Origin of the sequence: Sulfitobacter sp. AS59 (assembly GCF_038899995.1) — a bacterium.
Classification (GTDB): domain Bacteria; phylum Pseudomonadota; class Alphaproteobacteria; order Rhodobacterales; family Rhodobacteraceae; genus Sulfitobacter.
In genome coordinates this window covers 550,182-573,311 of record NZ_JBBMQK010000002.1, presented here as the reverse complement: position 1 = coordinate 573,311, position 23,130 = coordinate 550,182, and the positions used below count along the sequence as shown (strand labels likewise).

Annotated in this window: 25 protein-coding genes; 14 read left to right on the top strand and 11 right to left on the bottom strand. The window is 59.4% G+C overall.

The window, feature by feature from the left end:
* Positions 1 to 17 precede the first annotated feature (17 nt).
* Positions 18 to 992 carry a 4-hydroxybenzoate octaprenyltransferase gene (gene ubiA / locus WNY39_RS07115; RefSeq protein WP_342844908.1) on the bottom strand — a complete coding sequence of 325 codons (975 nt, stop codon included), beginning with the start codon at positions 990 to 992 and terminating at the stop codon, positions 18 to 20.
* 12 nt (positions 993 to 1,004) lie between these two features.
* Between ubiA and WNY39_RS07110 the strand changes: the two genes are divergently transcribed.
* The 3 genes from WNY39_RS07110 (at position 1,005) to WNY39_RS07100 (ending at position 3,808) form a co-directional block, all read left to right on the top strand.
* Positions 1,005 to 1,727, top strand: coding sequence for a 16S rRNA (uracil(1498)-N(3))-methyltransferase (locus WNY39_RS07110; RefSeq protein WP_342844907.1), 723 nt, complete (start codon positions 1,005 to 1,007; stop codon positions 1,725 to 1,727).
* Between the two features lie 94 nt (positions 1,728 to 1,821).
* Positions 1,822 to 2,349, top strand: coding sequence for a hypothetical protein (locus WNY39_RS07105; RefSeq protein WP_341233889.1), 528 nt, complete (start codon positions 1,822 to 1,824; stop codon positions 2,347 to 2,349).
* A gap of 88 nt (positions 2,350 to 2,437) precedes the next feature.
* On the top strand, positions 2,438 to 3,808 hold the full coding sequence (locus WNY39_RS07100) for a glutamate--cysteine ligase (RefSeq protein ID WP_342844906.1): 1,371 nt from the start codon (positions 2,438 to 2,440) through the stop codon (positions 3,806 to 3,808).
* A gap of 77 nt (positions 3,809 to 3,885) precedes the next feature.
* Here the strand turns inward: WNY39_RS07100 and plsY are convergent, their stop codons facing one another.
* From plsY to WNY39_RS07070, 6 genes are all read right to left on the bottom strand, one after another.
* The gene (plsY, locus tag WNY39_RS07095) at positions 3,886 to 4,497 is read right to left on the bottom strand and encodes a glycerol-3-phosphate 1-O-acyltransferase PlsY (protein ID WP_342844905.1); all 612 of its coding nucleotides are present in this window, start codon (positions 4,495 to 4,497) and stop codon (positions 3,886 to 3,888) included.
* Between the two features lie 2 nt (positions 4,498 to 4,499).
* Entirely contained in the window at positions 4,500 to 5,777 is a 1,278-nt protein-coding gene (gene pyrC / locus WNY39_RS07090; RefSeq protein WP_342844960.1) for a dihydroorotase, read from the bottom strand.
* A 125-nt stretch (positions 5,778 to 5,902) separates the two neighbouring features.
* Positions 5,903 to 6,439: a hypothetical protein gene (locus tag WNY39_RS07085; protein ID WP_342844904.1), complete on the bottom strand. Its 537-nt coding sequence runs from the start codon at positions 6,437 to 6,439 to the stop codon at positions 5,903 to 5,905.
* Positions 6,436 to 6,951, bottom strand: coding sequence for a hypothetical protein (locus WNY39_RS07080; RefSeq protein WP_342844903.1), 516 nt, complete (start codon positions 6,949 to 6,951; stop codon positions 6,436 to 6,438). The genes WNY39_RS07085 and WNY39_RS07080 overlap by 4 nt, the downstream gene beginning before the upstream one ends.
* Positions 6,948 to 7,388 carry a hypothetical protein gene (locus tag WNY39_RS07075; RefSeq protein WP_342844902.1) on the bottom strand — a complete coding sequence of 147 codons (441 nt, stop codon included), beginning with the start codon at positions 7,386 to 7,388 and terminating at the stop codon, positions 6,948 to 6,950. Before WNY39_RS07075 ends, WNY39_RS07080 begins: the two co-directional genes overlap by 4 nt.
* Positions 7,385 to 8,332 (bottom strand): aspartate carbamoyltransferase catalytic subunit, encoded by a 948-nt coding sequence (locus tag WNY39_RS07070; RefSeq protein WP_342844901.1) that lies wholly within the window; start codon positions 8,330 to 8,332, stop codon positions 7,385 to 7,387. Before WNY39_RS07070 ends, WNY39_RS07075 begins: the two co-directional genes overlap by 4 nt.
* Positions 8,333 to 8,484: 152 nt before the next feature.
* On the opposite strand from WNY39_RS07070, the gene WNY39_RS07065 reads away from it, so the two are divergent.
* From WNY39_RS07065 to WNY39_RS07045, 5 genes are all read left to right on the top strand, one after another.
* The gene (locus WNY39_RS07065) at positions 8,485 to 9,258 is read left to right on the top strand and encodes a uracil-DNA glycosylase (protein ID WP_342844900.1); all 774 of its coding nucleotides are present in this window, start codon (positions 8,485 to 8,487) and stop codon (positions 9,256 to 9,258) included.
* The gene (locus WNY39_RS07060; RefSeq protein ID WP_342844899.1) at positions 9,251 to 9,856 is read left to right on the top strand and encodes a LysE family translocator; all 606 of its coding nucleotides are present in this window, start codon (positions 9,251 to 9,253) and stop codon (positions 9,854 to 9,856) included. Before WNY39_RS07065 ends, WNY39_RS07060 begins: the two co-directional genes overlap by 8 nt.
* Positions 9,853 to 10,395, top strand: a complete 543-nt coding sequence (gene moaB / locus WNY39_RS07055) for a molybdenum cofactor biosynthesis protein B (RefSeq protein ID WP_342844898.1) — start codon at positions 9,853 to 9,855, stop codon at positions 10,393 to 10,395. Before WNY39_RS07060 ends, moaB begins: the two co-directional genes overlap by 4 nt.
* Positions 10,396 to 10,521: 126 nt before the next feature.
* Complete coding sequence (locus WNY39_RS07050) at positions 10,522 to 11,973, top strand: efflux RND transporter periplasmic adaptor subunit (RefSeq protein WP_342844897.1); 1,452 nt, start codon at positions 10,522 to 10,524, stop codon at positions 11,971 to 11,973.
* A gap of 3 nt (positions 11,974 to 11,976) precedes the next feature.
* Complete coding sequence (locus WNY39_RS07045; RefSeq protein WP_342844896.1) at positions 11,977 to 15,378, top strand: efflux RND transporter permease subunit; 3,402 nt, start codon at positions 11,977 to 11,979, stop codon at positions 15,376 to 15,378.
* Here WNY39_RS07045 and WNY39_RS07040 read toward each other — a convergent pair whose 3' ends face one another.
* Positions 15,379 to 16,176 (bottom strand): protein-disulfide reductase DsbD domain-containing protein, encoded by a 798-nt coding sequence (locus WNY39_RS07040; protein WP_342844895.1) that lies wholly within the window; start codon positions 16,174 to 16,176, stop codon positions 15,379 to 15,381.
* A gap of 141 nt (positions 16,177 to 16,317) precedes the next feature.
* Here WNY39_RS07040 and WNY39_RS07035 point away from each other — a divergent pair, with 141 nt between their 5' ends.
* A complete protein-coding gene (locus WNY39_RS07035) occupies positions 16,318 to 16,872 on the top strand; it encodes a YqgE/AlgH family protein (protein WP_342844894.1) in 555 nt (184 codons plus the stop codon).
* On the opposite strand, the gene WNY39_RS07030 is transcribed toward WNY39_RS07035, so the two are convergent.
* Positions 16,873 to 17,805: an L-threonylcarbamoyladenylate synthase gene (locus WNY39_RS07030; RefSeq protein WP_342844893.1), complete on the bottom strand. Its 933-nt coding sequence runs from the start codon at positions 17,803 to 17,805 to the stop codon at positions 16,873 to 16,875.
* Between the two features lie 156 nt (positions 17,806 to 17,961).
* Between WNY39_RS07030 and WNY39_RS07025 the strand changes: the two genes are divergently transcribed.
* The 5 genes from WNY39_RS07025 (at position 17,962) to WNY39_RS07005 (ending at position 22,077) form a co-directional block, all read left to right on the top strand.
* Positions 17,962 to 19,677, top strand: coding sequence for an acyl-CoA dehydrogenase (locus WNY39_RS07025; RefSeq protein WP_342844892.1), 1,716 nt, complete (start codon positions 17,962 to 17,964; stop codon positions 19,675 to 19,677).
* The gene (locus WNY39_RS07020; protein WP_342844891.1) at positions 19,677 to 20,738 is read left to right on the top strand and encodes an MBL fold metallo-hydrolase; all 1,062 of its coding nucleotides are present in this window, start codon (positions 19,677 to 19,679) and stop codon (positions 20,736 to 20,738) included. Before WNY39_RS07025 ends, WNY39_RS07020 begins: the two co-directional genes overlap by 1 nt.
* Positions 20,731 to 21,216 (top strand): DUF6173 family protein, encoded by a 486-nt coding sequence (locus tag WNY39_RS07015; RefSeq protein ID WP_341233906.1) that lies wholly within the window; start codon positions 20,731 to 20,733, stop codon positions 21,214 to 21,216. The genes WNY39_RS07020 and WNY39_RS07015 overlap by 8 nt, the downstream gene beginning before the upstream one ends.
* Positions 21,217 to 21,306: 90 nt before the next feature.
* Positions 21,307 to 21,441: an aa3-type cytochrome c oxidase subunit IV gene (locus WNY39_RS07010; protein WP_341233907.1), complete on the top strand. Its 135-nt coding sequence runs from the start codon at positions 21,307 to 21,309 to the stop codon at positions 21,439 to 21,441.
* 33 nt (positions 21,442 to 21,474) lie between these two features.
* A complete protein-coding gene (locus WNY39_RS07005) occupies positions 21,475 to 22,077 on the top strand; it encodes a hypothetical protein (protein WP_342844890.1) in 603 nt (200 codons plus the stop codon).
* Here WNY39_RS07005 and WNY39_RS07000 read toward each other — a convergent pair.
* Positions 22,066 to 22,392 (bottom strand): AzlD domain-containing protein, encoded by a 327-nt coding sequence (locus tag WNY39_RS07000; RefSeq protein ID WP_341234472.1) that lies wholly within the window; start codon positions 22,390 to 22,392, stop codon positions 22,066 to 22,068. The genes WNY39_RS07005 and WNY39_RS07000 overlap by 12 nt on opposite strands.
* Positions 22,392 to 23,111, bottom strand: a complete 720-nt coding sequence (locus WNY39_RS06995) for an AzlC family ABC transporter permease (RefSeq protein ID WP_341233909.1) — start codon at positions 23,109 to 23,111, stop codon at positions 22,392 to 22,394. Before WNY39_RS06995 ends, WNY39_RS07000 begins: the two co-directional genes overlap by 1 nt.
* Between the last annotated feature and the right edge of the window lie 19 nt (positions 23,112 to 23,130).

The following is a 23,130-nucleotide window of genomic DNA, read 5'->3' as shown; positions in this document are numbered from 1 at the left end:
GGGGCTGGTCTGTGCAATCAGGCCAGCAGCGCGGCTGCAAAAAATAGCAGCGGAATTATGCCGGTATCGCGGTTAACGTGAAACAGCTTCAACAATTTATCGTTATCGTTGATATCCAAGCCCCGCAATTGCCATGCCATATGCCAGCCCATCGCCCACGGGCCTGCAATCGCCAACACCATCGCGAGGAAAGAACCATTGTCGCGTAGGGCAAAGATAACGGCGAGGCCCATCATCCCGACCGTCGCCGTCAAAAAACGCCGCATCCATTGTGCCGTTTCGTCGCCAAACAGCCGCGCCGTGGATTTGATCCCGATCAAGGCGTCATCCTCGGTATCAAGATGCGCATAGATCGTGTCGTAAAAAAGCGTCCAGGCGATGCCCGCCACATAAAGCAGGACGGCAGGGGCACCCAGCGATCCGGTGTGCGCAGTCCACGCCAGTAAAGCGCCCCAGTTGAACGCGATGCCCAAGAAGACCTGAGGCCACCATGTAAAACGCTTGGCAAAGGGATAGACCGCCACCGGCAAGAGCGCGAGAATGCCCAAGGCAATTGCGGCGGTGTTAAAGCTTAGCAAAATGCCAAAGGCGATCAGGGCTTGGGCAGCCATCCACGCCACCGCCCCTTTTACGCTGACCTGCCCAGACGGTATCGGGCGCGAACGTGTACGAGCCACCTGTGCGTCAAAGTCGCGGTCGGTGATGTCGTTCCATGTACAGCCGGCCCCCCGCATCAGCCACGCGCCCATGGCGCAGCCAATGAAAATCCACAGATCAAACCAGCGCGGCTGTTGATCTGAAAGCATCGCCAGCATTAACCCCCACCAACAGGGCAGCAACAGCAGCCACGTTCCAATCGGGCGATCTGCACGGCTCAGCCGCAGATAGGGGCGGGTAAAACCCGGTGCAAAACGATCAACCCAATTGCCAGCGACCGCATCTGCCACAGGTTCATTTTCGGTGCCATCTGGTACAGTTGGGTCGTCTTGCATATATCCGTGCCTATGAATGCGAAAATCAGACTTTATGTAGAGCATGCCTTGGGTCAGGGGCAATCGGTTCCTTTGGACAAGGCGCAGGCGCATTACCTTTTCGGGGTGATGCGACAGACCGAAGGCGCGCATGTGCTTTTGTTCAACGGCACCGATGGCGAATGGCTGGCGCAGGTCACCCAAGCTGGCAAACGTGGCGGGGTTTTAACATGTGTGGAGGCGACGAAGCCTTTGCAGATGCCGCCCGATCTGTGGTTGATCTTTGCGCCGATCAAAAAGGCCCGCACAGATTTTATTGTCGAGAAAGCCGCCGAAATGGGCGCGCGCCGGATTGTGCCTGTGCAGACGGACTTTACAAACTCGGGCCGTGTTCAACGCGACCGGTTGCAGGCCCACGCGGTAGAGGCGGCAGAGCAATGCGGCGGGACATTCGTGCCGGAGGTGGCCGAGATGGTGAAACTCGACCGCTTGTTGGATCAATGGACGCCGGAGCGTTCCCTGATGTTCTGTGACGAGGCATTGGCGGGACAAGACGCAGGGTTGAGCGCAGCAAAACCCGGACCATGGGGAATTCTGATCGGCCCAGAGGGCGGGTTTTCGGATCGCGAACGCACACGGTTGCGGGGGCTGGAGTACGCGCAGTCAGTTACCCTTGGCCCTCGTATCCTGAGGGCCGACACGGCTGCGGTTGCTGCGATGACAGTTTGGCAGCAAGTCTTGGGGGATTGGTCATGAGCGTGAAACCTGTGTCGACCGATACCCAAGTGGGGGTTGCACACCCCCACACCCCCGTGGAGTTTACTTGGCAAAATGAAGGTGGGATGAAACCATGAGTTTTTTGCGCCCTGAGGCGAAAGCAGAGTTGTGGCGGTGGCGCGAAGTTCTTGGCGGCGCGGCCGTTATCCTGCTGGGATTGTGGTTGGTTGCTGGCCCCGGTCTTTTGCTGGCGGTACCTGGATATGCGTTGATTGCGGGCGGCGTGGCGTTTGTCTGGCTGGGTGTGCAGCGGGTTCGGTTTCGTAAATCGGGACACGGGGCCGGTGCCGTGCAGGTGGACGAAGGGCAAATCGCCTATTTCGGGCCTCTGACCGGCGGGATCGTGGCGCTGCGCGAGATGGAGCGGCTGAGCCTTGTGCGCGGATCCTATCCGGCCCATTGGAAGTTGGAGCAGCCCGGACAAAATGCCGTGATGATCCCGGTCGATGCGGCAGGCACAGACGCGTTGTTTGATGCCTTTGCGGTTTTGCCGGGGTTGAAAACCGAACGGATGTTGGCCGAGCTTGCCGATGACAAGACGCTTTCGGTGGTGATCTGGGAACGACAATCAATGCGCCCCACAAGCACCCTGTTGCATTGACACCCCCGAGAATTCGAACCATCCCTAACGAACACTTGAATTAATTTTGCCCTGACACCTAGCGAAACAAACCCGGAGCCACCCCCTTATGTCTATCCCTCAATCCGGCGGCGGCCCGATCGAAAACCATGCACAGCTGGCGCAGTATCTGGCTGATGGCTGCAAGCCCAAAGAAGACTGGCGCATCGGCACAGAGCACGAGAAATTCGGCTACAACAAAGAAACGCATTTGCCGCTGCCCTATGAGGGAGCGTGTTCCATCCGTGCGATGCTTGAGGGGTTGCGTGACGGCCATGGTTGGGCCCCCGTCGAAGAAGGCGGCAAGCTGATTGGCTTGGTCAAAGACGGCGCGAATGTATCATTGGAGCCGGGCGGCCAGCTTGAGCTGTCTGGCGCGCCTGTTGAGACCATCCACGAGACCTGCGACGAGGTAAACGTGCATCTGCGCGAGGTTCGCGATGTGGCAGATCGTATTGGCGCAGGGTTTATCGGGTTGGGTGCCGCACCAGAATGGACCCACGAGCAGATGGATCTGATGCCCAAGGGGCGTTACAAACTCATGAACGAATACATGACCAAGGTTGGCACGATGGGCCGGGTCATGATGCGCCGGACCTGTACTGTGCAGGTGAACCTTGATTTCGGATCAGAGGCGGACATGGTGCAAAAGCTGCGCGTTGCCTTGGCTTTGCAGCCGGTTGCGACAGCGCTGTTTGCGAATTCCCCGTTCTTTGAGGGTAAACCAAACGGTCATAAATCCTGGCGCAGCCGGGTGTGGCGTGATCTGGACCCCGCGCGCACGGGCATGTTGCCTTGGGCGTTTGAGGACGGCATGGGTTTTGAACGTTGGGTTGAATACGCGTTGGATGTGCCGATGTATTTCGTCTACCGCGACGGGCAATATATCGACGCATTGGGGCAGTCGTTCCGTGATTTCCTGAAGGGCCAGCTGCCCGCATTGCCGGGTGAAATGCCGACGCTCAGCGATTGGGCGGATCATCTGACGACGGCCTTCCCCGAGGCGCGGATCAAGAAATTCATCGAAATGCGCGGTGCGGATGGTGGCCCTTGGCGGCGTTTGTGTGCTTTGCCCGCGTTTTGGGTCGGCTTGATGTATGACCAGACCGCGTTGAATGGCGCGTGGGATTTGGCCAAGGGCTGGGATGCAGAAACCCGCGAAGGGTTGCGGGTGGCGGCGTCGGTCGATGGCTTGCAGGCTGAATTCAACGGCGTGAAAATGCATCATCTGGCGCGCGAAGTGGTGGCACTGTCCGAGCATGGGTTGAAAGCCCGCGCGCGCACCGGTGCCGGTGGCATGGTCCCGGATGAGACTCATTTCCTGAACGCGCTGAAGGAAAGCATCGAGACTGGCAAAGTGCCAGCGGATGAGTTGCTGGACGACTACAACGGTAAATGGAATGGCGATCTAAGCCGGATTTACGCTGAGTATTCCTACTAAGGGGCAGGGGCCGCAGACAGGTTTGTCTGCGGCATTGAGCCGAAGATGTGTCGGCGAAAGTCTGTTCGCAGCAGTGCCTAGGCTTTCTTTGCGCCGATCTTGGGCTCGGTGCCTGCTCTGATCCGTTTGATGTTTTCGCGGTGCCGCCAAAAGATCAGCAGGGTCAAAATGACGCCTAGGAAAAATGCGCTTCCGTAGCCGAGGATGACCAAAAATATGGTCGAGGTGGATGCCGCAGCAATCGCGCCCATCGACGAAATGCGCGTGACCAGCGCGCCGATCAGCCAGGCCAGACAACAGGCCAGACCGGCGGGCCATGCCAGCGCCAAGATCACGCCAAGGAATGTCGCGACGCCTTTGCCACCTTTGAATTTCAGCCAAACCGGATAGCAATGCCCGATCATCGCAGCCAGACCAGCGACCTGTGCGGCGTCTTCACCAGCAAAGAAACGGGCCAGCAAAACGGCAACGGCCCCTTTGGCCCCGTCCAGCACCAAGGTCAGGGCAGCGGCGGTTTTATTGCCGGTGCGCAAGACATTCGTCGCGCCGATATTGCCCGATCCAATCGTGCGCAAATCACCCAAATTCATGGCGCGCGCCAATAGCAGGCCAAAGGCGATTGAGCCGATGAGATAGCCCAGCACGCCCCAGAGAGAGAGCACGGCGAGTGATGAATCGATGATGGGCATAGTTACGAGGCCTTATAAATACATTTACCGGAAACATAGGTTTCCAAGACCTTACCCTGCATGCGCATCCCGTCAAAGGGCGTATTGCGCGATTTCGACCGCAGGGTTTCACGGTCCATCACAAAGGGCGCGCCATCGTCAAATAGCACCAGATCGGCGGGCGCACCGGCGGTCAGGCGACCGCCCGGCAGGCCAAGACGCTTTGCGGTGTTAAATGACAAGGCCCGCCACAGGGTTGCAATGTCCATCATATCGGAATGCACCAACCGCAGGGCGGCAGGCAGCAATGTCTCAAGACCCACGGCACCGGACGCTGCTTCCTCGAAGGGCAAGCGTTTGGATTCCTCATCCTGAGGGGTGTGCATGGAACAGATGATATCAATCAGCCCCGAGGCGACAGCCTCGACCACGGCGATGCGGTCGTCTTCGTCACGCAATGGCGGCTTGAGCTTGAAGAATGTGCGGTAGTCGGCCACGTCGAGCGCGTTCAAAGTCAGGTGGTGAATGCCAACACCTGCGGTAATATCCAGCCCGTTCTTTTTCGCACGTTCAAGCGCGGGCAGGGCGCGGGCGGTGGTGATTTGATCGGCGTGATAACGGGCACCGGTCATTTCGACCAAGGCGATGTCGCGGTCCAGCCCCATGCGTTCAGCCATCGGTGACACGGCGGGCAACCCGCGCAGCGACGCGAATTTACCCGACGTGGCCGCTGCACCTTTGCTGAGGATAGGTTCCTGCGGGTGGGCGATGACCAGCGCGCCCAGACTGCGGGCATAGGTCAACGCGCGAGAGAATACTTTGGTGTCGGTGATGACGCGGTCACAATCGGTGAAGGCTATTGCACCTGCATCCATCAGAAACCCGATCTCGGTCATCTCGCGGCCTTCGCGGCCCTTGGTCAGCGCGGCCATGGGCACGACATTCACCGGTGCGGCCTCGTTCGCGCGGCGGGTGACAAATTCCAACACCTCGGGGCTGTCGATTGACGGGTCAGTGTCGGGGCGGGTGATCATCGTGGTGACACCGCCCGCCGCGGCGGCCAGTCCGGCAGAGCGAAAGCTTTCCTTGTGACGTTCGCCCGGCTCGCACACCTTGACGCCCAGATCGACGATCCCGGGGGCCAGATATTTGCCGCGACAATCGACAATCGTGCTGTCACCGGGGATGGGCGCGTCTTCGGCCAACACCGCCGTGATCTGGCTGCCCTCAACCCGCAGGGTGCCGTGGGTCACAGTGCCCGCCTCGGGGTCGATCAGTTTCGCGTTCACAAAGTGCAGCATGACGTTACTATCTTTCACAAAGGGCTATCCGCCGATCCACACCATCATTGCCACGACGCCAAAGGCGACAAGCAGGGCAACGGTGGCCACACGGCCGGACATTTTCGGATCAGGTTTGGGTTCTTTCACAGCAGCCACCATAGGATCAGGCCAAGCGCGACGATCAGCGCCAGCAGTATCACGGCCCCGCCCGCGCGGCCACGTGGCGGCGTTGTGGGCGTCAGGTTCGGCACACCGGTGTAGGGCTGTGCGGCATCGGCGGTCAGGGGCGGGGCCGCCATCGCGGGCTGTTCTTCGCCATAGGTGCCGATCAGGGTTAGGTCCGGCCCGACGCGCAGCGTGGTTTCAGCCCCGTCAAAGGCGGATGAAAACAGCAGTAGAACATAACCTTCCAAAGCATCCAGGCGGGCGCGGTCCGCGCTAATCTGCGCCTCGGTCACGGTATAGCCATCCATTAGGTACCTAGGCAGCCCCACGCCTGTCAGATCGGACACGGCGAACAGTTCAGCCGCGCCGGACTGCACGTCAAAGCCGACGAGATCGGAAATAACGGCCGATTTGTCATTCTCTTGCAACGTGCGGGCCATGGCATCGATAGGCCGGTTCACGGCGAACAGCCTGATCTGGCCATGCTCATGTGGGGGGATGATAAGTGTTGTCATTGTTTTGCACCTTTGTACGCGGTTGCCATCAGACTACATAAACTGGCGCTGTCCTGAACATATTCAAACCCTAGATGGGCGGCGAGGGCAGGATTGTCGTCGCGTTCCTGCCGGATAAAAAACACCGATGGCGGGCTGGTTGGTTTGACATCGGGGGCGGTCTCAAGGCGGCGGGAGAATGCTTTGACGCGGGTTTCGCCCTTTTGCAGACGAAAGAACAGCGCGCGGTGGTTTGTCAGCGCATAGCGCGTGCGCGTCAATTCAGCCCAGCGGTTTAACCCCTTAACCAGCGACAAGACGACCAAGCCAATCACAACCGCCAACACCACGGATTGCGAGACCGGAAGGCTGTTATACGTGAGTAGCGCCCCACCGGCGATCACGGTGCCCGCAGCGCCGATAAATGGTCCCAGCAATTGAAAGTTGCGCAGGGAAATACGCGGGGTGGGCCGACCGGTCCAAAGCAGCGTTTCGTCATCCTCAAGCACATTTTGCCAAAACTCATCGGTCATAGTGCTGCCTCTCGTGCGGCGGCGATCCGTGCTTTGGTCTCGCGCAGGTTCGGCACCAGCGGCAGGGTGATGCTTTGACGGTTGGGTAACCGCAAGGTGATCGACCAGAGCGACAGCTTGCCGATGGCCGCGATGTCGGTCAGCGCCAATTCCAACGGGTCGACGACATCGGGTTCATCGATGTAAAGCGCGCGGTTGGTCAGACGCCACACGGTTTTGCGGTTTGCGTACCAGATTTGAAACTCTTCAAAAATCCACATGTAAAATAGGGCGGTGATGGCCGATGCCACTGTCCAAGTCAGGACATCGAAATACGGCAGGATCGGAGAGCAGACCAGCATCGTTAAAAACATCAACACAGCTGTCCGCGACACAAATGCGCCCCACGAAATGCGCCAGCTTAGCAATTCACGCTCGTCCGAGGGCGCAGCGGTCACGCGGCCCCCTTGCGGCGGTCGCTTAGGTTTTGGGCCAAAAGATCCATTGCGGCCATGCGCACGGCGACGCCCATTTCGACCTGATCCTGAATAACGCTGCGGTTGATATCGTCAGCAAGCGTGCCGTCAATTTCAACGCCGCGGTTCATCGGGCCGGGGTGCATGACGATGGCATCTGACTTGGCGTGGGACAGCTTTTCGGCATCCAGCCCGAAGCGGTGGTAATATTCACGCTCAGACGGGATGAAACCGCCGTCCATGCGTTCTTTTTGTAGCCGGAGCATCATCACAACATCGACGTCTTTCAGACCCTCTTCCATGTCATCGAACACCTCGACGCCGAATTCGCCAATTTGCGAGGGCATCAGCGTGGGCGGGCCAATCAGACGAATGCGGTTTTCCATCTTGCCAAGCAGCATGATGTTGGACCGTGCCACGCGGCTGTGGGCGATGTCGCCACAGATGGCGATGGACAGACGGCGCAACCGGCCCTTGGCGCGGCGAATGGTCAGCGCGTCCAGCAGCGCTTGTGTGGGATGTTCGTGCCGCCCGTCGCCTGCGTTCAGCACGGCGCAGTTTACTTTTTGCGCGAGCAGATCAACGGCACCGGATTGCGGGTGGCGCACGACCAGCAGATCTGGGTGCATCGCATTCAGGGTCATCGCCGTGTCAATCAGGGTCTCGCCCTTTTTGATCGAAGACGCCTGCATCGCCATGTTCATTACATCCGCGCCAAGACGTTTGCCCGCGATCTCAAAACTCGCCTGCGTGCGGGTCGAGTTTTCAAAGAACATGTTGATCTGGGTCAGACCCTTAAGCGCATCGCTGTGCTTGTGAGGTTGTCGGTTCAGATCGGCATAAGTATCGGCCAGATCGAGCAGCGTTGTGATGTCATCTTGCGACAGCGGCTCAATACCAAGAAGATGTTGGTGTGCGAAACTCATAAGGCGACCCCACGCTATTTGTGGCGTTATAGGCGGCGGGGCGGGGCTGGGCAAGTCAACAGGCGGCCCATGTGATCGTGACCGATGAATGGATTTAAGACCATTTGGAAGTTGGGATTTTTATTAGCCACGGCAGCGCGTAAGTTGGGACCATGGAATCAGTGGAATATCATCAGGCGCTCGCGCTTTTGCATTGGCAGATCGAACTTGGCGCGACCGAGTCGATTTGTGATGCGCCCGTTAATCGCTACGAAGTGCCAGCCGCAGTGGAAAAACCGAAGGTTGCCAAGAAAGGCGATCCGCGCATTGTTCCAATGGCAGCGGGTGTTGATCCTGTAGCCGAGGCCACGCGTATCGCAGCGGCTGCCGGATCGCTGGAAGAACTGCGCGCCGCCATGGAGGGGTTCGAGCATTGCGAGTTGAAACGCGGCGCACGCAATATGGTATTCAGCGACGGGACACCGGGTGCGCGGGTGATGATTGTCGGCGAAGCACCGGGCCGTGACGAGGACCGCGAAGGCAGACCTTTTGTCGGGCGTGCTGGGCAGTTGCTGGACAAGATGCTGGCCGCGATTGACATGGGCCGGTCCCATGAAACGGCACCAGTGTATATCACCAACGTGTTGCCATGGCGGCCACCGCAGAACCGCGACCCAAAGCCAGACGAGATCGCGATGATGAAGCCGTTTCTGGCGCGGCACATCGCCTTGGCCAAGCCCGAGGTGCTGGTAATTGTCGGCAACTGGTCGGCGCAGGCCTTGCTGGGCAAGCGCGGCATCACACGGTTGCGCGGTCAATGGACCGAAGCGCTGGGCCTGCCTGCTTTGCCGATGTTTCACCCGGCATATTTGCTGCGCAGCCCTGAGTTTAAACGCGAGGCTTGGGCGGATTTGCTGGAGCTGAAGGCAAAGTTGAACCGTGGTTGATCCCCTGACGCTTTTGGCCTTCGTGCCTGCCGCCTTGGCGCTGAACCTGACGCCGGGGGCGGATATGATGTTTTGCCTCGGGCAAGGCATGCGTTTTGGCCCTAGGGCATCCGTCGCGGCGAGCGCGGGTATTTCGCTGGGCGGTATGGTGCATGTCACGCTTGCGGGGCTGGGGTTGGGCGCGCTGGTGGCTGCGGTACCTTGGGCCTTTGACGTGATCCGCTGGATTGGGGTCGCCTATCTGTTGTGGCTCGCGGCGCAGACGTTTCGCGGGGGGCGCAATACCGAAACCGGTGCCGTGCCCCCATCCGCATTTCGCGGGGCCTTGATCGTCAGCCTGACTAACCCAAAGGTGATTTTGTTCGTGTTGGCCTTTGTGCCACAATTCGTGGTGCCCGAGGCCGGACCCGTTTTGATGCAATTCCTGATCTTTGGGGCGGTGCTGTCGCTTGGCGGATTTGTGATCAACGCCTTGGTTGGTGTGTTCGCCGGTGGGGTGGGGCGCAAACTGGCCAAGGGTGGCCAAGCGCTGCGTTGGATCAGCAGTGGCATATTCGTCGCACTTGCCGCGCGGCTAGCAGTATTGGAGCGGGCATGAGCCGTATCGACGAGAGCAAAGAGTTTATCCCCGTGCGCATTGCGGTTTTAACCGTTTCAGACACGCGCGGCTTGGCGGAGGACCGGTCGGGTGATGTCTTGGCCGCGCGGATTGCCGAGGCGGGGCATGAGCTGGTACATCGCGCGATCATCCGCGATGAACGGGCCCAGATCGCGGATCAGCTGCGCGCGTGGTGCGCGGATGACTCGGTTGACGTGATTATCAGCACAGGTGGCACCGGATTGACGGGCCGCGATGTCACGGTCGAGGCGCACCGCGATGTTTACGAGAAAGAGATCGACGCGTTCGGGACAATCTTTACCATTGTGTCGATGCAAAAGATCGGCACCTCGGCGGTGCAAAGCCGCGCGACCGCCGGTGTGGCCCAAGGGACCTATCTGTTCGCGCTGCCCGGATCGCCGGGTGCGTGCAAGGACGCATGGGATGAGATCCTGCTGAAACAGTTGGATTACCGCCACAGGCCCTGCAATTTCGTCGAGATCATGCCCCGTCTGGACGAGCATCAACGGCGAAAATAGAAAAACGCCATTTTTTCTGCTCGCCGTGCGACGGAAAGCAATAGTGCATCCGTATCATAACTGTGATTTTGTATGTTTATTGGGTGGGTTACCATTGCGGCAAAGTGGTTTTGAGATCGGACAAAGATGCGTTTTCTAAGACAGAGTATGATTGGCCTGTTTCTGGCTGCGACGGCCTTGGGTCTGTTGGTGTTTGCTGCCGATATGATTGGTGGCGCTGTGCAAAAACGTATGGCCGACGCCCCGCCGCCCCAGGCCCCGCGCGAGCGGGTTTTTTCGGTTAACGTGGTCCGAGCAACGCCGAGCGATGAAATACCTGTTTTAGAGAGCTTTGGGTCGGTGCAAAGCCGTCGCCAGCTTGAGCTGAGGGCGGCTGTTGGCGGGCGTGTGGTTGAACTTGCGCCTGAATTCGAGGACGGCGGCAAGGTGCGCGCAGGTCAGGTTCTGGTCAGGCTAGACCGCGCCGATGCGCTGGCCGAGGTTGAGCGGGCCAAAAGCGATGTACAAGATGCCGAGGCAGAGGGGCGCGATGCCGCGCGGGCGTTGGAACTGGCCCGTGACGAACAAGCTGCCGCCGAGGAACAAGCAGCGTTGCGAACGCGCGCCTTTCAACGTCAAAGCGATTTGGCCGACCGCGGTGTAGGCACCGCGACTGCAACAGAAACGGCCGAGCTTGCAGCGTCCAGCGCGCGGCAGGCCGTCTTGGCGCGCCGTCAGGTCGTGACCCAGACTGAGGCGCGCATTGATCAAGCCGCCAGCCAGTTGTCGCGCAGCCGGATCGCGCTGGCCGATGCTCAGCGTCGTCTGGATGAGACAACAATTTCTGCGCCCTTTGATGGCACGTTAAGTGGTGCTTTGGTTGTGGAGGGGCGGTTGGTATCCGCCAATGAACGTCTGGCAGAGCTGATTGACCCGAATGATCTTGAGGTGTCCTTTCGTGTGTCCACCGCGCAATATGCGCGGCTGATTGATGTGGATGGTAACCTGATCAAGGCCGATCTGACCGCGACGTTGGATGTGGCCGGGCTGGACCTTGAGGCGATTGGTAAGATCACCCGCGCAAGTGCCGCAGCGGGCGAAGGGGCCAGCGGTCGGTTGATTTTTGCGACGTTGACGCAGGCACCGGGGTTCAAACCGGGTGATTTCGTGACGGTACGCATCAGCGAGCCCGAACTTCAAAACGTCATCCGGCTGCCCAGTTCGGCGCTGGATGCGCAGGCGCGTGTCTTGGTCGTGGATAGTGAAAACCGGCTTGAGGCTGTGAGTGTCGAGCTTTTGCGCCGCGTCGGGGACGAGGTATTGGTGCGCGGCGATATCGCAGGTCGTGACGTGGTCGAGGCCCGTTCGCCCTTGTTGGGCGCTGGTATCGCGGTCAAGCCGCTGCGCAAAGGGGCAGCCCCGCGCGAAGAAAACCCAATGGTCGCACTGACCGACGAACGCCGGGCCAAGCTGATTGCTTTTGTCGAGGGGAACACCCGTATGCCAGAGGCCGCCAAAGCACGTGTGCTGGCGCAACTGGCAGAGCCACAGGTGCCCGCGCAAATGGTCGAGCGTCTTGAAAGCCGGATAGGGGGATAGGCGATGGCCCGCAGCATGTCGCGTAGCACCGGGGGCATCCTGTCCTATTTTGTTCGTCACAAGACGGCGGCGAACCTGTTGCTCGTCATGCTTCTGGTGTGTGGTGCCGCTGCCGCGCCGAACATGCGGGCGCAGTTTTTTCCTGATGTGGTTATCGATAATGTCAGCGTGACCACGGTCTGGAGCGGGGCCGGGGCCGAAGACGTGGATGGGGCCATCATTCAGGTGCTGGAGCCCGCGCTTTTGACAATCGAAGGGATCGAAAGCTCTGCCGCGGCGTCGCGCGAGGGGAGCGGGACGATCACGCTGGATTTCGAGCCGGATTGGGATATGGCGCGTGCCGCTGCCGATGTGCAAACGGCCATCGACGCGATTACGACCTTGCCAGAAGACGCCGAAGACCCCGTTGTGCGCCGCGGCGTATGGCGGGACCGAGTGACCGACGTGGTTATTACCGGCCCGATCAGCCCCGAACAGCTGGGCCGTTTTGCAGATGAATTTGTCACGCGGCTGTTTGCCGAAGGGGTGACGCGCAGCACGATCCAAGGGGTCGCGTCACCGCAAACCTTGATCGAAGTGCCGTCCACCAAGCTGATCAGCTATGACATCACGATGTCGGAAATCGCCGCCGTCATCGCAGCCGAGGTTGATGCCGACCCTGCGGGCGACGTGACCGGCGCGAATGCACGGGTTCGAACGGGGACAGCCAAACGCAGCGCAGAGGCGCTTTCCGGTGTGGTTTTGCGGACGAATGCGGATGGGTCGGCCTTGACCGTTGGCGATGTCGCGCGGGTGATCGAAAAAGGGTCCGACCGCGACGTGGGATATTTCGTGGGGCAGGATCCTGCGATTTCGGTGCGTATTGACCGGTCGGATCGGGGCGATGCCATTGGCATTCAACGTAGCGTCGAAGACGTCGCTGCCGAGATGGCTGTGATGCTGCCCCAAGGTGTCACGATCGAGCTGATACGCACCCGCGCAGAGGCCATTACCGGCCGTCTTGATCTGTTGATCGACAATGGGCTGGTGGGCTTGGCGCTGGTGGTGGGGCTGCTGTTTTTGTTCCTGAACGCGCGCACGGCGTTTTGGGTCGCGGCGGGTATTCCTGCGTCGATGGCTGCCGCAATTGCGCTGATGTATGCGGGTGGGATCACGATCAATATGATCTCGCTTTTTGGGCTGATCATCACCTTGGGGATCGTCGTTGATGATGCCATCGTGGTCGGCGAACACGCCGATTACCGGCACAAGGAACTGGGCGAAAGCCCGTTGGTCGCGGCAGAAAACGCCGCGCGCCGCATGGCGCTGCCGGTGTTTGCGGCGACCATGACGACGATCATTGCGTTCTTTGGCCTGCTGGCCGTGGGGGGACGTTTCGGTAGTTTGATCGGCGATATCCCCTTAACCGTGATTGCGGTTTTGGCGGCGTCCTTGGTCGAATGCTTTTTGATCCTGCCCAACCACATGGCCCATGCCATGGCCGCCGGGGCCAAGGAACATTGGTACGATCTGCCCAGCCGCGTGGTAAACAAGGGCTTCCTGTGGGCGCGCAAAACCCTGTTCCGACCCTTTATGGCGGGGGTGATTGCTGCCCGCTATGTGGTGTTGGCGGGCGTGATGGCGGTGCTGGCCTCGCAAGTCGCGCTGTTCATCCAAGGCGATGTGCAATGGCGGTTCTTTAACGCACCGGAGCGCGGGTCGGTCACCGGTAACTTTGCCATGGTCGAAGGGGCCACCCGCGAAGACACCTTGGACATGATGCGCGAGATGCAGCGCGCGACAGAAAGCTTGGGCCAAGAATACGCCGAACGCTATGGCACGAACCCGATTGATTATGTGATTGCACAAGTTGGCGGGAATGCGGGCCGGGGGTTGGACGGGGCCGATAGCAAAGACGCCGATCTGCTGGGCGGTATTTCGATTGAATTGATTGACGCCGATCTGCGCCCATATTCCAGCTTTGCTTTTGTGGCCGAACTGCAAGACGCGGTTGTAAGCCACCCCTTGGCCGAAACGGTCAGCTTTCGTGGGTGGCGGTCTGGTCCCGGCGGTGATGCGCTGGATGTGCAGTTTTATGGGGCCGAGACGGATGTTTTAAAAGCCGCGTCAGAAGACCTGCAAAACGCCCTGCGCCGCTATCCCGAGGTGAGCGCGGTGCAAGATAATCTGGCATACGATAAAGAGGAGTTGATCCTTGATCTGACGGCGCAGGGGCAATCGCTTGGCTTTACCATCGACACCCTTGGCCGCGCGCTGCGCAACCGCTTGGGCGGGATCGAGGCGGCAACATATCCCGACGGGCCGCGGTCTGCGACGATCCGGGTCGAACTGCCCGAGGGCGAATTGACGGCTGATTTCCTCGACCGTACCCAGATGCGCACGCCGAACGGCCAATACGTGCCGCTTGCCGATATTGTGAGCGTGGAGCGGCGCACAGGGTTCAGCACAGTGCGCCGCGAAAACGGGATCAGATTGATTTCGGTAACGGGTGATATTTCCGAGGATGATCCAGCCCGCGCAACCGAGATTACGACTGCCTTGCAAGAAGAAATCCTGCCGACCATCGCGTCAGAGCGGCAGGTTGAATTCCGCATTAGCGGTCTGAGCGAGCAGGAAAACACATTTCTATCCGACGCTTTGACCGGGCTGATATTGGTGCTGACGGGCATTTATCTGGTGTTGTGCTGGGTGTTTGGCAGCTGGACACGCCCCTTGGTGGTGATGTCGATTATTCCCTTCGGACTGGTCGGCACCATCTATGGCCATGCGGTCTGGGATGTACCGCTGAGCATGTTCACCGTTGTGGGTTTGTTGGGGATGACGGGGATTATCATCAACGATTCCATCGTTTTGATCGGCACGATTGACGAATACGGCGAAACGCGCGGCGTGATCCCTTCGATCATCGATGGGGCGTCTGATCGGTTGCGGCCCGTGATGCTGACGACGCTGACCACCGTTTTGGGGATGGCCCCGCTGCTGTATGAGCAAAGCCAACAGGCGCAGTTCCTGAAACCGACGGTGATCACGCTGGTGTACGGATTGGGCTTCGGGATGTTCTTGGTGCTGCTTGTGGTGCCTGCGTTGATTGCTGCGCAGCATGACATTTCGCGGCAGGTGCGGGCGATGCGGCGCGGTCTGGGCGCGCGGGCTCCGGGTTTGCGCCTTGGTCTGATGGCGCTTTGGGCGGTGATGATTGGCTGGGCGGCGCTGACACTGGGCTGGGCCGGTTGGCAAGGCAGCTTGCATCCAGTGCTGTTGTCACTGGCACCGGGAATGGCTGCCATGTCACCGCTTACGGCCGCATTGATCCTGTTTATTGGGGGCGCAGCGGTATTGTCGTTGGGCGGGTATGTCGTTGGTGCTATCGTCTTTGCAGCGTCCCAGCGGAAACGCGCCGCCTGATCAGCCGGGCGTGCAGCCCTGAATATCGACCGCATGCTTGCTGCCCAAAACCGTCATGCGAATATGCGCGCGGTTCAGGGCAATTGGCCCACCGGTCGAGTGGGCGACATCAACCTTGGACGTAAGGGTGTTGCCGTGCCGTGTTGTGTCCGCTTCGCTGACCCATAAATCAGGGTGCCCGGTCTCAATCACGACCAGCTCTGGCCCGCCTGTGTTTGGCAGGGTAATAGTTGTTTCCAGCTCAAGATCGCCGTCAACAAAGCGGATTGCGCAGGTGGCTTTGGCCACGCGAGCCTCTTTCGCGGTGTAGGGACGCTGGGCAAGGGATGCGGCAATCGCAGGTTCTGCGCGGGTTGCGTCTGTGTCGATCACGCCGTCCAGATGTAATTGCGCTGGCACGCAGACATCAAGACACACACCCATATCGATTGTTGTCTTCAGGTGGACGGGCGCACCTTTCGTCGGAAGGGTGATAACCAGCGGAAGGACGACCTGATCCTTATACCCAATCGTTGTCAGGTTTTCCTCGCGAAACACGGTTGGGGTTGGCCATTCCACGGCGACGGCCGACAGGTTCTTTGATCCGGCCCAATCGAAATGCGGCGGAATGCCCATATCACCGGGCGCGCGCCAATAGGTTTTCCACCCCGGGGCCATCGTCATGCGGATTGCCGCAACGCGGTTGCCGTCGGGCCGGACCCAGCCTTGCAGGATCTCACCCTTGATAACATCCATGGCGGATGCCGGAAGCGGGGCAAGCAAAGCAGAGAGGATCAGCGGGATCAGTGTTCTTTTCATCCGCCTTTCATGGGCCAAAGGCGGATGCCTGCCAAGTCACTATTGTATTATGAAACGTTACAACGTGGCGGGGTTGAAAGGAACGGGACCACAGGCCATGCTGATCGGGCAGTATATTATGGGGGATGAAAGAGGATGGAAATGGACCTTACGGGGCAATTGCTGGTGGCGATGCCTGGTATGGGCGACCCACGGTTTGATCATTCTGTCATCTTTATTTGCTCCCATTCTGCCGAGGGGGCGATGGGGCTGATCGTCAACAAGCCTGCCCCTGATCTGAAACTTACAGATGTTTTGGACAAGCTTAGCGATGTTGAATTTAACGATACATCAGGGCTGGGCGTGCATTTTGGCGGCCCGGTCGAGACGTCGCGCGGTTTTGTTTTGCACAGCTCTGAATACCAATCGGTGTTGCACACCCTGAACGTCGCAGACGGGTTCGGGATGACGGCCACTTTGGACGTGCTAGAGGATATCGCCCGCGGCAAGGGACCTGCAAAGGCGTTGTTGATGTTGGGCTATGCCGGTTGGGGCGAAAACCAGCTTGAGAACGAGATCGCCCAAAATGGCTGGCTGACCTGCGATGCCAAGCGCGAGATCGTGTTCGATCTGCCGGACGCAGATAAATGGGCGGCGGCATTGTCTTCGCTGGGGATTGATCCGCTGGGCCTAAGTTCGGCAGCGGGCCGTGCATAGCTAGCGCGGTGCAGCGGCGCGGCGCAGGCGGTCATTGATGGCCCTGCCAAGCCCGTGATCGGGAATGGGGGCGACAGCGATGGGTTTGTCCATCGCATCCAGCGCATGCAAATAATCGAATAGATTGGCAGCCGCTTGGGTCAGGTCACCGCTGGGCGACAGGTTCAGGTCGCCGGAAACTTCGCCGAAACCCAGTAGAACCTCGCCGTCCACAGCCGTTTGCGCGTTCAGGCGGACGTGGGCGGCGGGGGCGTAATGCGATGTCATTTGCCCCGGTGCGATAATCTCTGCCCCATCGGCGACGTCAATCTGCATGCCAAGGGCGGCTTCGATCGCCTCAATAGGCAGGCCGCCCGCACGTAGCAGAATGGGTGTGTCTTGGGTCAGCCCGACGATGGTGCTTTCAAGCCCGACGGCACAAGGACCGTCATCAACAACAGCGTCAATAAGCCCGTCCAGGCCAGCCATCACATGGGCGGCGGTCGTTGCACTGATGCGTCCCGACGGGTTCGCGGATGGTGCCGCGATGGGCCCGTCAAACGCTTGCAAGATCGCATGGGATGTCGGGTGCGCGGGCACACGCAGGGCAACACTGTCGAGCCCCGCCGTGACGAGCGAGGACAATCCGTGATTGCCAGTCAATGGCAAAACCAGCGTCAGCGGGCCGGGCCAAAACGCGGTTGCAAGGATTTCAGCGTTGTCGGACCAGATGCCATAGCGCTGCGCGTCTTCAGCCCGTGCCAGATGCACGATCAGCGGGTTAAAGCTGGGTCTTCCTTTTGCCTCATAAATGCGGGCCACTGCGGTGCCATTGCGGGCGTCGGCGGCCAGCCCGTAAACCGTTTCGGTCGGCAGCGCGACCAATCCGCCAGCGGCCAGAATCGTGGCGGCGCGGACGATCCCTTGGGGGTCAGGCTGCAGTATATAGGTCATCTGTTCGCTCGAAGCCTTTGTGACGCTGTGTTTCGGGTTGCGGTGGCGGGCCAGTCACAGCATCCTTGCGTAACTGCCCCCGGTTTTATGTTTGAGGGCTTATCAGGTCGATGCTCTATTTGCCAAGCAGACGCGCACGCCCAAGGAGGAAATACGATGCCATACCGCGCCCCCGTCGAGGATTACAATTTTCTATTCAACCATATTGTCGGGCTTGAGGACGTGCGTGCCACCGACAAGTTTGCAGAGGCCACAGATGATGTGACCCGTGCGATTTTGGAAGAGGCGGGCAAGCTGTGCAACGATGTGATGGCCCCCTTGCAAACCCCTGGTGATTTGCACCCGGCCAAGCTGGAAAACGGCGTGGTGCGCACATCGCCCGGATATGGGGAAGGTTTCAAGGCCATCGCGGAAGGCGGTTGGATCGGTATAAGCGCAGATCCTGAATACGGTGGCATGGGCCTGCCGTTGACCATGGCCAGCGCGGTGAACGAGATGATGAGCGGTGCCTGTCTGTCGCTGCAATTGGCCCCGTTGATGAGCCAAGGGCAGATCGAAGCGCTAGAGCATCACGCCAGCGACGCGATCAAAGAGCTGTATTTGCCCAAGCTGATCAGCGGCGAATGGACGGGTACAATGAACCTGACCGAACCGCAGGCCGGATCGGACGTGGGGGCGCTATCCTCCAAGGCTGAAGACAACGGCGACGGGACATTCAGCATCTCGGGCCAAAAGATTTACATCAGCTGGGGCGACAATGATTTCGCCGAAAATATCTGCCATCTGGTGCTGGCGCGTCTGCCCGGTGCCCCAGCGGGCACCAAGGGGATCAGCCTGTTTTTGGTACCTAAGTTTCTGCCGAACGAAGATGGCAGTCTGGGCGCGCGAAACAGCCTCCAAGTCGTCAGTCTTGAGCACAAGATGGGCCTGCACGGATCGCCCACATGTGTGATGCAGTATGACAAGGCTGTCGGTTGGTTGGTTGGCCCGGAACAGGGCGGTATGGCGGCGATGTTTACCATGATGAACAACGCGCGGCTTGGTGTTGGTGAGCAAGGGATCGGCGTTGCCGAAGCGGCCTATCAACATGCGCTGTCCTATGCGCTGGACCGTAAGCAGGGCAAAAACATCCGGCCGGACGGGTCTGGCACCATCGTTGATCACGCGGACGTGCGCCGCATGCTGATGACGATGAAGGCCGAAACCTTTGCCGCGCGGGCCATCGCGGCCAGCTGTGCGGTGGCCATCGACATGACCAACGCCACCGGCGAGGCGGAGTGGAAGTCGCGCGCTGCCTTTCTGACCCCGATCACCAAAGCGTTCGGAACGGACGTCGGTATCGACGTGGCGCAGATGGGTGTGCAGGTGCATGGCGGCATGGGCGTGATCGAAGAAACCGGCGCGGCGCAGTTCTGCCGTGATGTCCGCGTGACGGCCATCTACGAGGGGACCAATGGCATTCAAGCGATGGATCTGGTCGCGCGCAAGATGATGGATGGCGGCGAGGCGGCGAACCGTTTGATGGACGAGATTGAAACCCACGCCGAGGCGGCGCGCGATGCGTTCCCCAACATGGCCGATGCGGTTTGGCAGGCGACTGAAACGCTGCGCGAGGCCACAGAATGGTTGGTCGCCCAAGACGACATGGACACGCGTTTTGCTGGGGCCGTGCCATATCTTCGCGCTTTTGCGCGCGTGTTGGGGGGGCATTTGCACCTCAAGGCGGCCTTGGCTGACAAGGGCGGCCCGCGCGAAAAACTGGCACGGTTCTACATCCTGCGCCTGTTGCCGGAACATGCGGGTCTGCTGGTGCATGCGCAGTCGGGTGCAGATGACCTGTTTGCCTTGACCACAGATGAATTGGCCGCCTGATGACTGACATGAAACCTGTGGGCTTGCGCTATCCTTGGGATACGCCGCCCGCCCATGACGAAGCGATCGAGGTCGCGCCCGGCGTTCTTTGGCTGCGGTTGCCGCTGCCGATGAAGCTGGACCATGTGAATGTCTATGCCTTTGACGAAGGCGACAGTTGGACCATCATCGACACCGGGTTTTCATCCAAGAAAGCCAAGGCAATCTGGGCTGATCTGATGGCAGGCCCCCTTGGGGGTAAGCCCATTTCGCGCGTGATTGTCACCCATCACCACCCCGATCACATCGGGTTGGCAGGGTGGTTTCAGACGGAACACGGGGCAGAGCTGGTCACCACGCGTACGGCTTGGCTGACGGCGCGCATGTTGACCTTGGACGCCCAAGAAACCCCGGCGGCCGAGACGTTGGCATTCTATAAAATGTCCGGAATGGATCGTGATCTGTACGACAAACGCGCGTCCGAGCGGCCCTTCAACTTTGCCGATATCGTTGATCCGCTGCCCTTGGGCTTTACCCGGATCAAGCAGGACGACCAAATCACCATCGGCGGGCGCGTTTTTGACGTGCATATGGGCAATGGCCATGCGCCCGAACACGCGACGTTCTGGAGCAGGGATGACAATTTGGTCATTGCGGGCGATCAGATTTTGTCGTCGATCAGCCCCAATGTCGGTGTCTATGCCACAGAACCTATGGCCGATCCGATTGGCGAATGGCTGGAGGCCTGCGAACGGCTTGCCCCGATGAGCCGTGAAGATCATCTGGTGCTTGGCGGGCACAAGCTGCCGTTCACCGGATTGCCCACGCGTATGCGCCAGCTGATCGATAACCATCACGGTGCGTTGAAACGGTTGGTCAAATATATCGATACGCCGAAATCCGCCTCGGAATGCTTTCCGACCTTGTTCAAACGCAAGATCGGCGAAGGTGAATATGGTCTGGCACTGGTCGAGGCCGTCGCACATCTAAGTCATCTGTATCAAACCGGTCTTGCCACGCGGGAATTGCGGGCAGAAGATGGGGCTTGGGTGTATCAGGCAACGGAACAAGCCAATGGATGATCTGATCAGAACCGCAGCCGAGGCCGCCGAAGCGGATGCCTTGCCGCGCGTGCACGAGGTGCATTGCGATGAAACGCAACGCAATGCCGCCCAGCAAACGGTGCCAAAGGGCATGACAGACACGCCTGCGTCCAAGAAATCCCCTGCGCAATGGGCTTACGAGCGGGTCGTACTGTACCTCAAGAACTTTGAAGAGCAGCTGGACGGGGACCAAGAGGTTGCAATGGGGTTCACAGGCGGCGACGCCGGCGTCTTGCGGATCGAAGGGATGGGGTATTTCGATCCCGATATTGTCACCTTTTACGGTCAGGACGGCGGAGGTGGACGGATGCAATTGGTGCAACACGTCAGCCAGTTGAACGTCGCCTTGCGTGCCTTGCCCAAGGCCAAGCCCGAAAAGCCCGCGAATCGGATCGGCTTTCGCTTGGTCGAGGATATCGAAGCTGATGCAGCCCTGACGCAGAGAAAAAACACGTAAGATCGTGTTCTTTGATATCGTGACATGCCCGCGCGAATGCAGTAACCACGTTTTCAAATTGGAACGAACACCAGTCAAAGGATTACGCAAATGGCCAAACACGAACACGGCTCCATGGATACAACGTCACAGGAAAAGACCTTTGACAACTTCATGAACTGGGTAAAATGGTCATCGATTGTGATCATTGCTATCCTCGTCTTTTTGGCACTTTTCGCCCGCTAAGACCTTAGGCTCTTACCCGACAGGACGATAACTATGCGTATTTGGATGGCACTGGCCTGTGTCGCAATCGTTGCGGCATGTGCGAACGATACCGGCATTGACAACTCACCGGCCGAAGTTGCCGCTGCAGCCTATTCTGCGCCGGGCCCGAAATCACTGACATTGCTGACCATGGTGAACAACCGCTCGGGCGGCGGCGCGCACACGGCGTTGCTGGTGAACGGGTCGCAGCAGGTGATCTTTGATCCGGCGGGGTCGTTTCGCGACCCACGGGTGATTGAACGGGGGGATGTGCTCTATGGTATGTCGCCGAACTGGGTCGAGGCCTATAAATCCTCGCACGCGCGTAAAACCCACCACGTGCGCAGTCAGACCGTCCAGGTGACCGAACAGCAGGCCGAACAGGTTCTAAAAGCGGTAATGACAAACGGGCAGGTCCCCGCGGCCTATTGCGCCAGCGCGACATCCAGCTTGCTGTCGGACGTGCCGGGTTTCGAAGAAATCGGCAAAACCTACTATCCCGCCAAGTTGTCCGAGAGATTTGCGGCGCTGCCGAATGTCACCACGACGCAATATTATGAAAATGACGCAGGTCACGTGCTTGATGGTGTGCAGGCGGCGCTGTTAGCCGAGTAACCAAAGCAATCCATATAGCGTGGCACCGCCGCTTATAATCGCCAGCAATACGTTCTTGGTGATGATCCCCACAGTCAGCGCAACCGCAGCCGCTGCAAAGCGCGCGGGGTCGAACTGCCCGCCTGTTGCGGCAGGGGCGAACACTTGTGGGACCACCAAGGCTGGCAGGATGGCGACGGCTGTATAACGCAGATGGCGCAACAGCCATGCGGGCATCTCGCGGTCACCCACCAATCCGGTAAAGACAAAGCGCAAGCCAAAGCTGCCGATGCCAAGGGCGATGATCACAAACCACAATGTCCCCTTGTCGATCATCATGCTGCGCCCTCCGACCGGCGATCAAGCCAAAGTTCGGTTTGCGCACCGGCCATCATGCCGACCATCCCCGCCACGATCAGACCCAGCGAATAAGGCATGCCCGCCGTTGCCAACGATGCAACTGACGCGACCAATGCGGCCATCACATGTGCGGGTGTGCGGAACATCGGCGCGATCATCGCCAGAAATGTGATGGGCAGGGCGAAATCCAACGCCCAGCTGTCGGGGATCTGGGCCCCCACCAAGGCACCGATCAGCGTGAACAAATACCAAAGCGGTACAATCGGTGTCACGCAGCCAAAGAAATACGACATCCGCTGCGGCACGGTCATGTCCGGTTGTTTTTCGTATTGGGCCATCGAACAGACATAGGATTGATCGACCGTCAGATAGGCCGCAAAGGCACGTTGCCACAGCGGTGCTGCACCGATGTAGGGCGTCAGGGACGCGGAATACATCGCCATGCGCAAGTTCACCGCAAGCGCCGAGGCCAAAACAATCGCTGTCGGTGCGTGTTCCTGCATCAGTTGCAGCGCGGTAAACTGTGCGGCACCCGCGATCACGACGACGGAAAAGGCGAGCGTTTCGAACACGCTCAGACCTGCCTCGGTCGCGAGAATGCCGAACAGGGATGAAAATGGAATGATCACCAAAACAAACGGGGCCGCATCGGCCAGGCCCTTGCGGAAGGCCGATTTCGTGGTGGTGATGGACATGCTTTACCCCTAGGCTATC

Bases quoted from the DNA above. Each gene is read 5' to 3' on its own strand.
- ubiA (WP_342844908.1), bottom strand. From the start codon at position 992: ATGCAAGACGACCCAACTGTACCAGATGGCACCGAAAATGAACCTGTG.
- WNY39_RS07110 (WP_342844907.1), top strand. From the start codon at position 1,005: ATGAATGCGAAAATCAGACTTTATGTAGAGCATGCCTTGGGTCAGGGG.
- WNY39_RS07105 (WP_341233889.1), top strand. From the start codon at position 1,822: ATGAGTTTTTTGCGCCCTGAGGCGAAAGCAGAGTTGTGGCGGTGGCGC.
- WNY39_RS07100 (WP_342844906.1), top strand. From the start codon at position 2,438: ATGTCTATCCCTCAATCCGGCGGCGGCCCGATCGAAAACCATGCACAG.
- plsY (WP_342844905.1), bottom strand. From the start codon at position 4,497: ATGCCCATCATCGATTCATCACTCGCCGTGCTCTCTCTCTGGGGCGTG.
- pyrC (WP_342844960.1), bottom strand. From the start codon at position 5,777: ATGCTGCACTTTGTGAACGCGAAACTGATCGACCCCGAGGCGGGCACT.
- WNY39_RS07085 (WP_342844904.1), bottom strand. From the start codon at position 6,439: ATGACAACACTTATCATCCCCCCACATGAGCATGGCCAGATCAGGCTG.
- WNY39_RS07080 (WP_342844903.1), bottom strand. From the start codon at position 6,951: ATGACCGATGAGTTTTGGCAAAATGTGCTTGAGGATGACGAAACGCTG.
- WNY39_RS07070 (WP_342844901.1), bottom strand. From the start codon at position 8,332: ATGAGTTTCGCACACCAACATCTTCTTGGTATTGAGCCGCTGTCGCAA.
- WNY39_RS07065 (WP_342844900.1), top strand. From the start codon at position 8,485: ATGGAATCAGTGGAATATCATCAGGCGCTCGCGCTTTTGCATTGGCAG.
- moaB (WP_342844898.1), top strand. From the start codon at position 9,853: ATGAGCCGTATCGACGAGAGCAAAGAGTTTATCCCCGTGCGCATTGCG.
- WNY39_RS07050 (WP_342844897.1), top strand. From the start codon at position 10,522: ATGCGTTTTCTAAGACAGAGTATGATTGGCCTGTTTCTGGCTGCGACG.
- WNY39_RS07045 (WP_342844896.1), top strand. From the start codon at position 11,977: ATGGCCCGCAGCATGTCGCGTAGCACCGGGGGCATCCTGTCCTATTTT.
- WNY39_RS07040 (WP_342844895.1), bottom strand. From the start codon at position 16,176: ATGAAAAGAACACTGATCCCGCTGATCCTCTCTGCTTTGCTTGCCCCG.
- WNY39_RS07035 (WP_342844894.1), top strand. From the start codon at position 16,318: ATGGACCTTACGGGGCAATTGCTGGTGGCGATGCCTGGTATGGGCGAC.
- WNY39_RS07030 (WP_342844893.1), bottom strand. From the start codon at position 17,805: ATGACCTATATACTGCAGCCTGACCCCCAAGGGATCGTCCGCGCCGCC.
- WNY39_RS07025 (WP_342844892.1), top strand. From the start codon at position 17,962: ATGCCATACCGCGCCCCCGTCGAGGATTACAATTTTCTATTCAACCAT.
- WNY39_RS07020 (WP_342844891.1), top strand. From the start codon at position 19,677: ATGACTGACATGAAACCTGTGGGCTTGCGCTATCCTTGGGATACGCCG.
- WNY39_RS07015 (WP_341233906.1), top strand. From the start codon at position 20,731: ATGGATGATCTGATCAGAACCGCAGCCGAGGCCGCCGAAGCGGATGCC.
- WNY39_RS07010 (WP_341233907.1), top strand. From the start codon at position 21,307: ATGGCCAAACACGAACACGGCTCCATGGATACAACGTCACAGGAAAAG.
- WNY39_RS07005 (WP_342844890.1), top strand. From the start codon at position 21,475: ATGCGTATTTGGATGGCACTGGCCTGTGTCGCAATCGTTGCGGCATGT.
- WNY39_RS07000 (WP_341234472.1), bottom strand. From the start codon at position 22,392: ATGATCGACAAGGGGACATTGTGGTTTGTGATCATCGCCCTTGGCATC.
- WNY39_RS06995 (WP_341233909.1), bottom strand. From the start codon at position 23,111: ATGTCCATCACCACCACGAAATCGGCCTTCCGCAAGGGCCTGGCCGAT.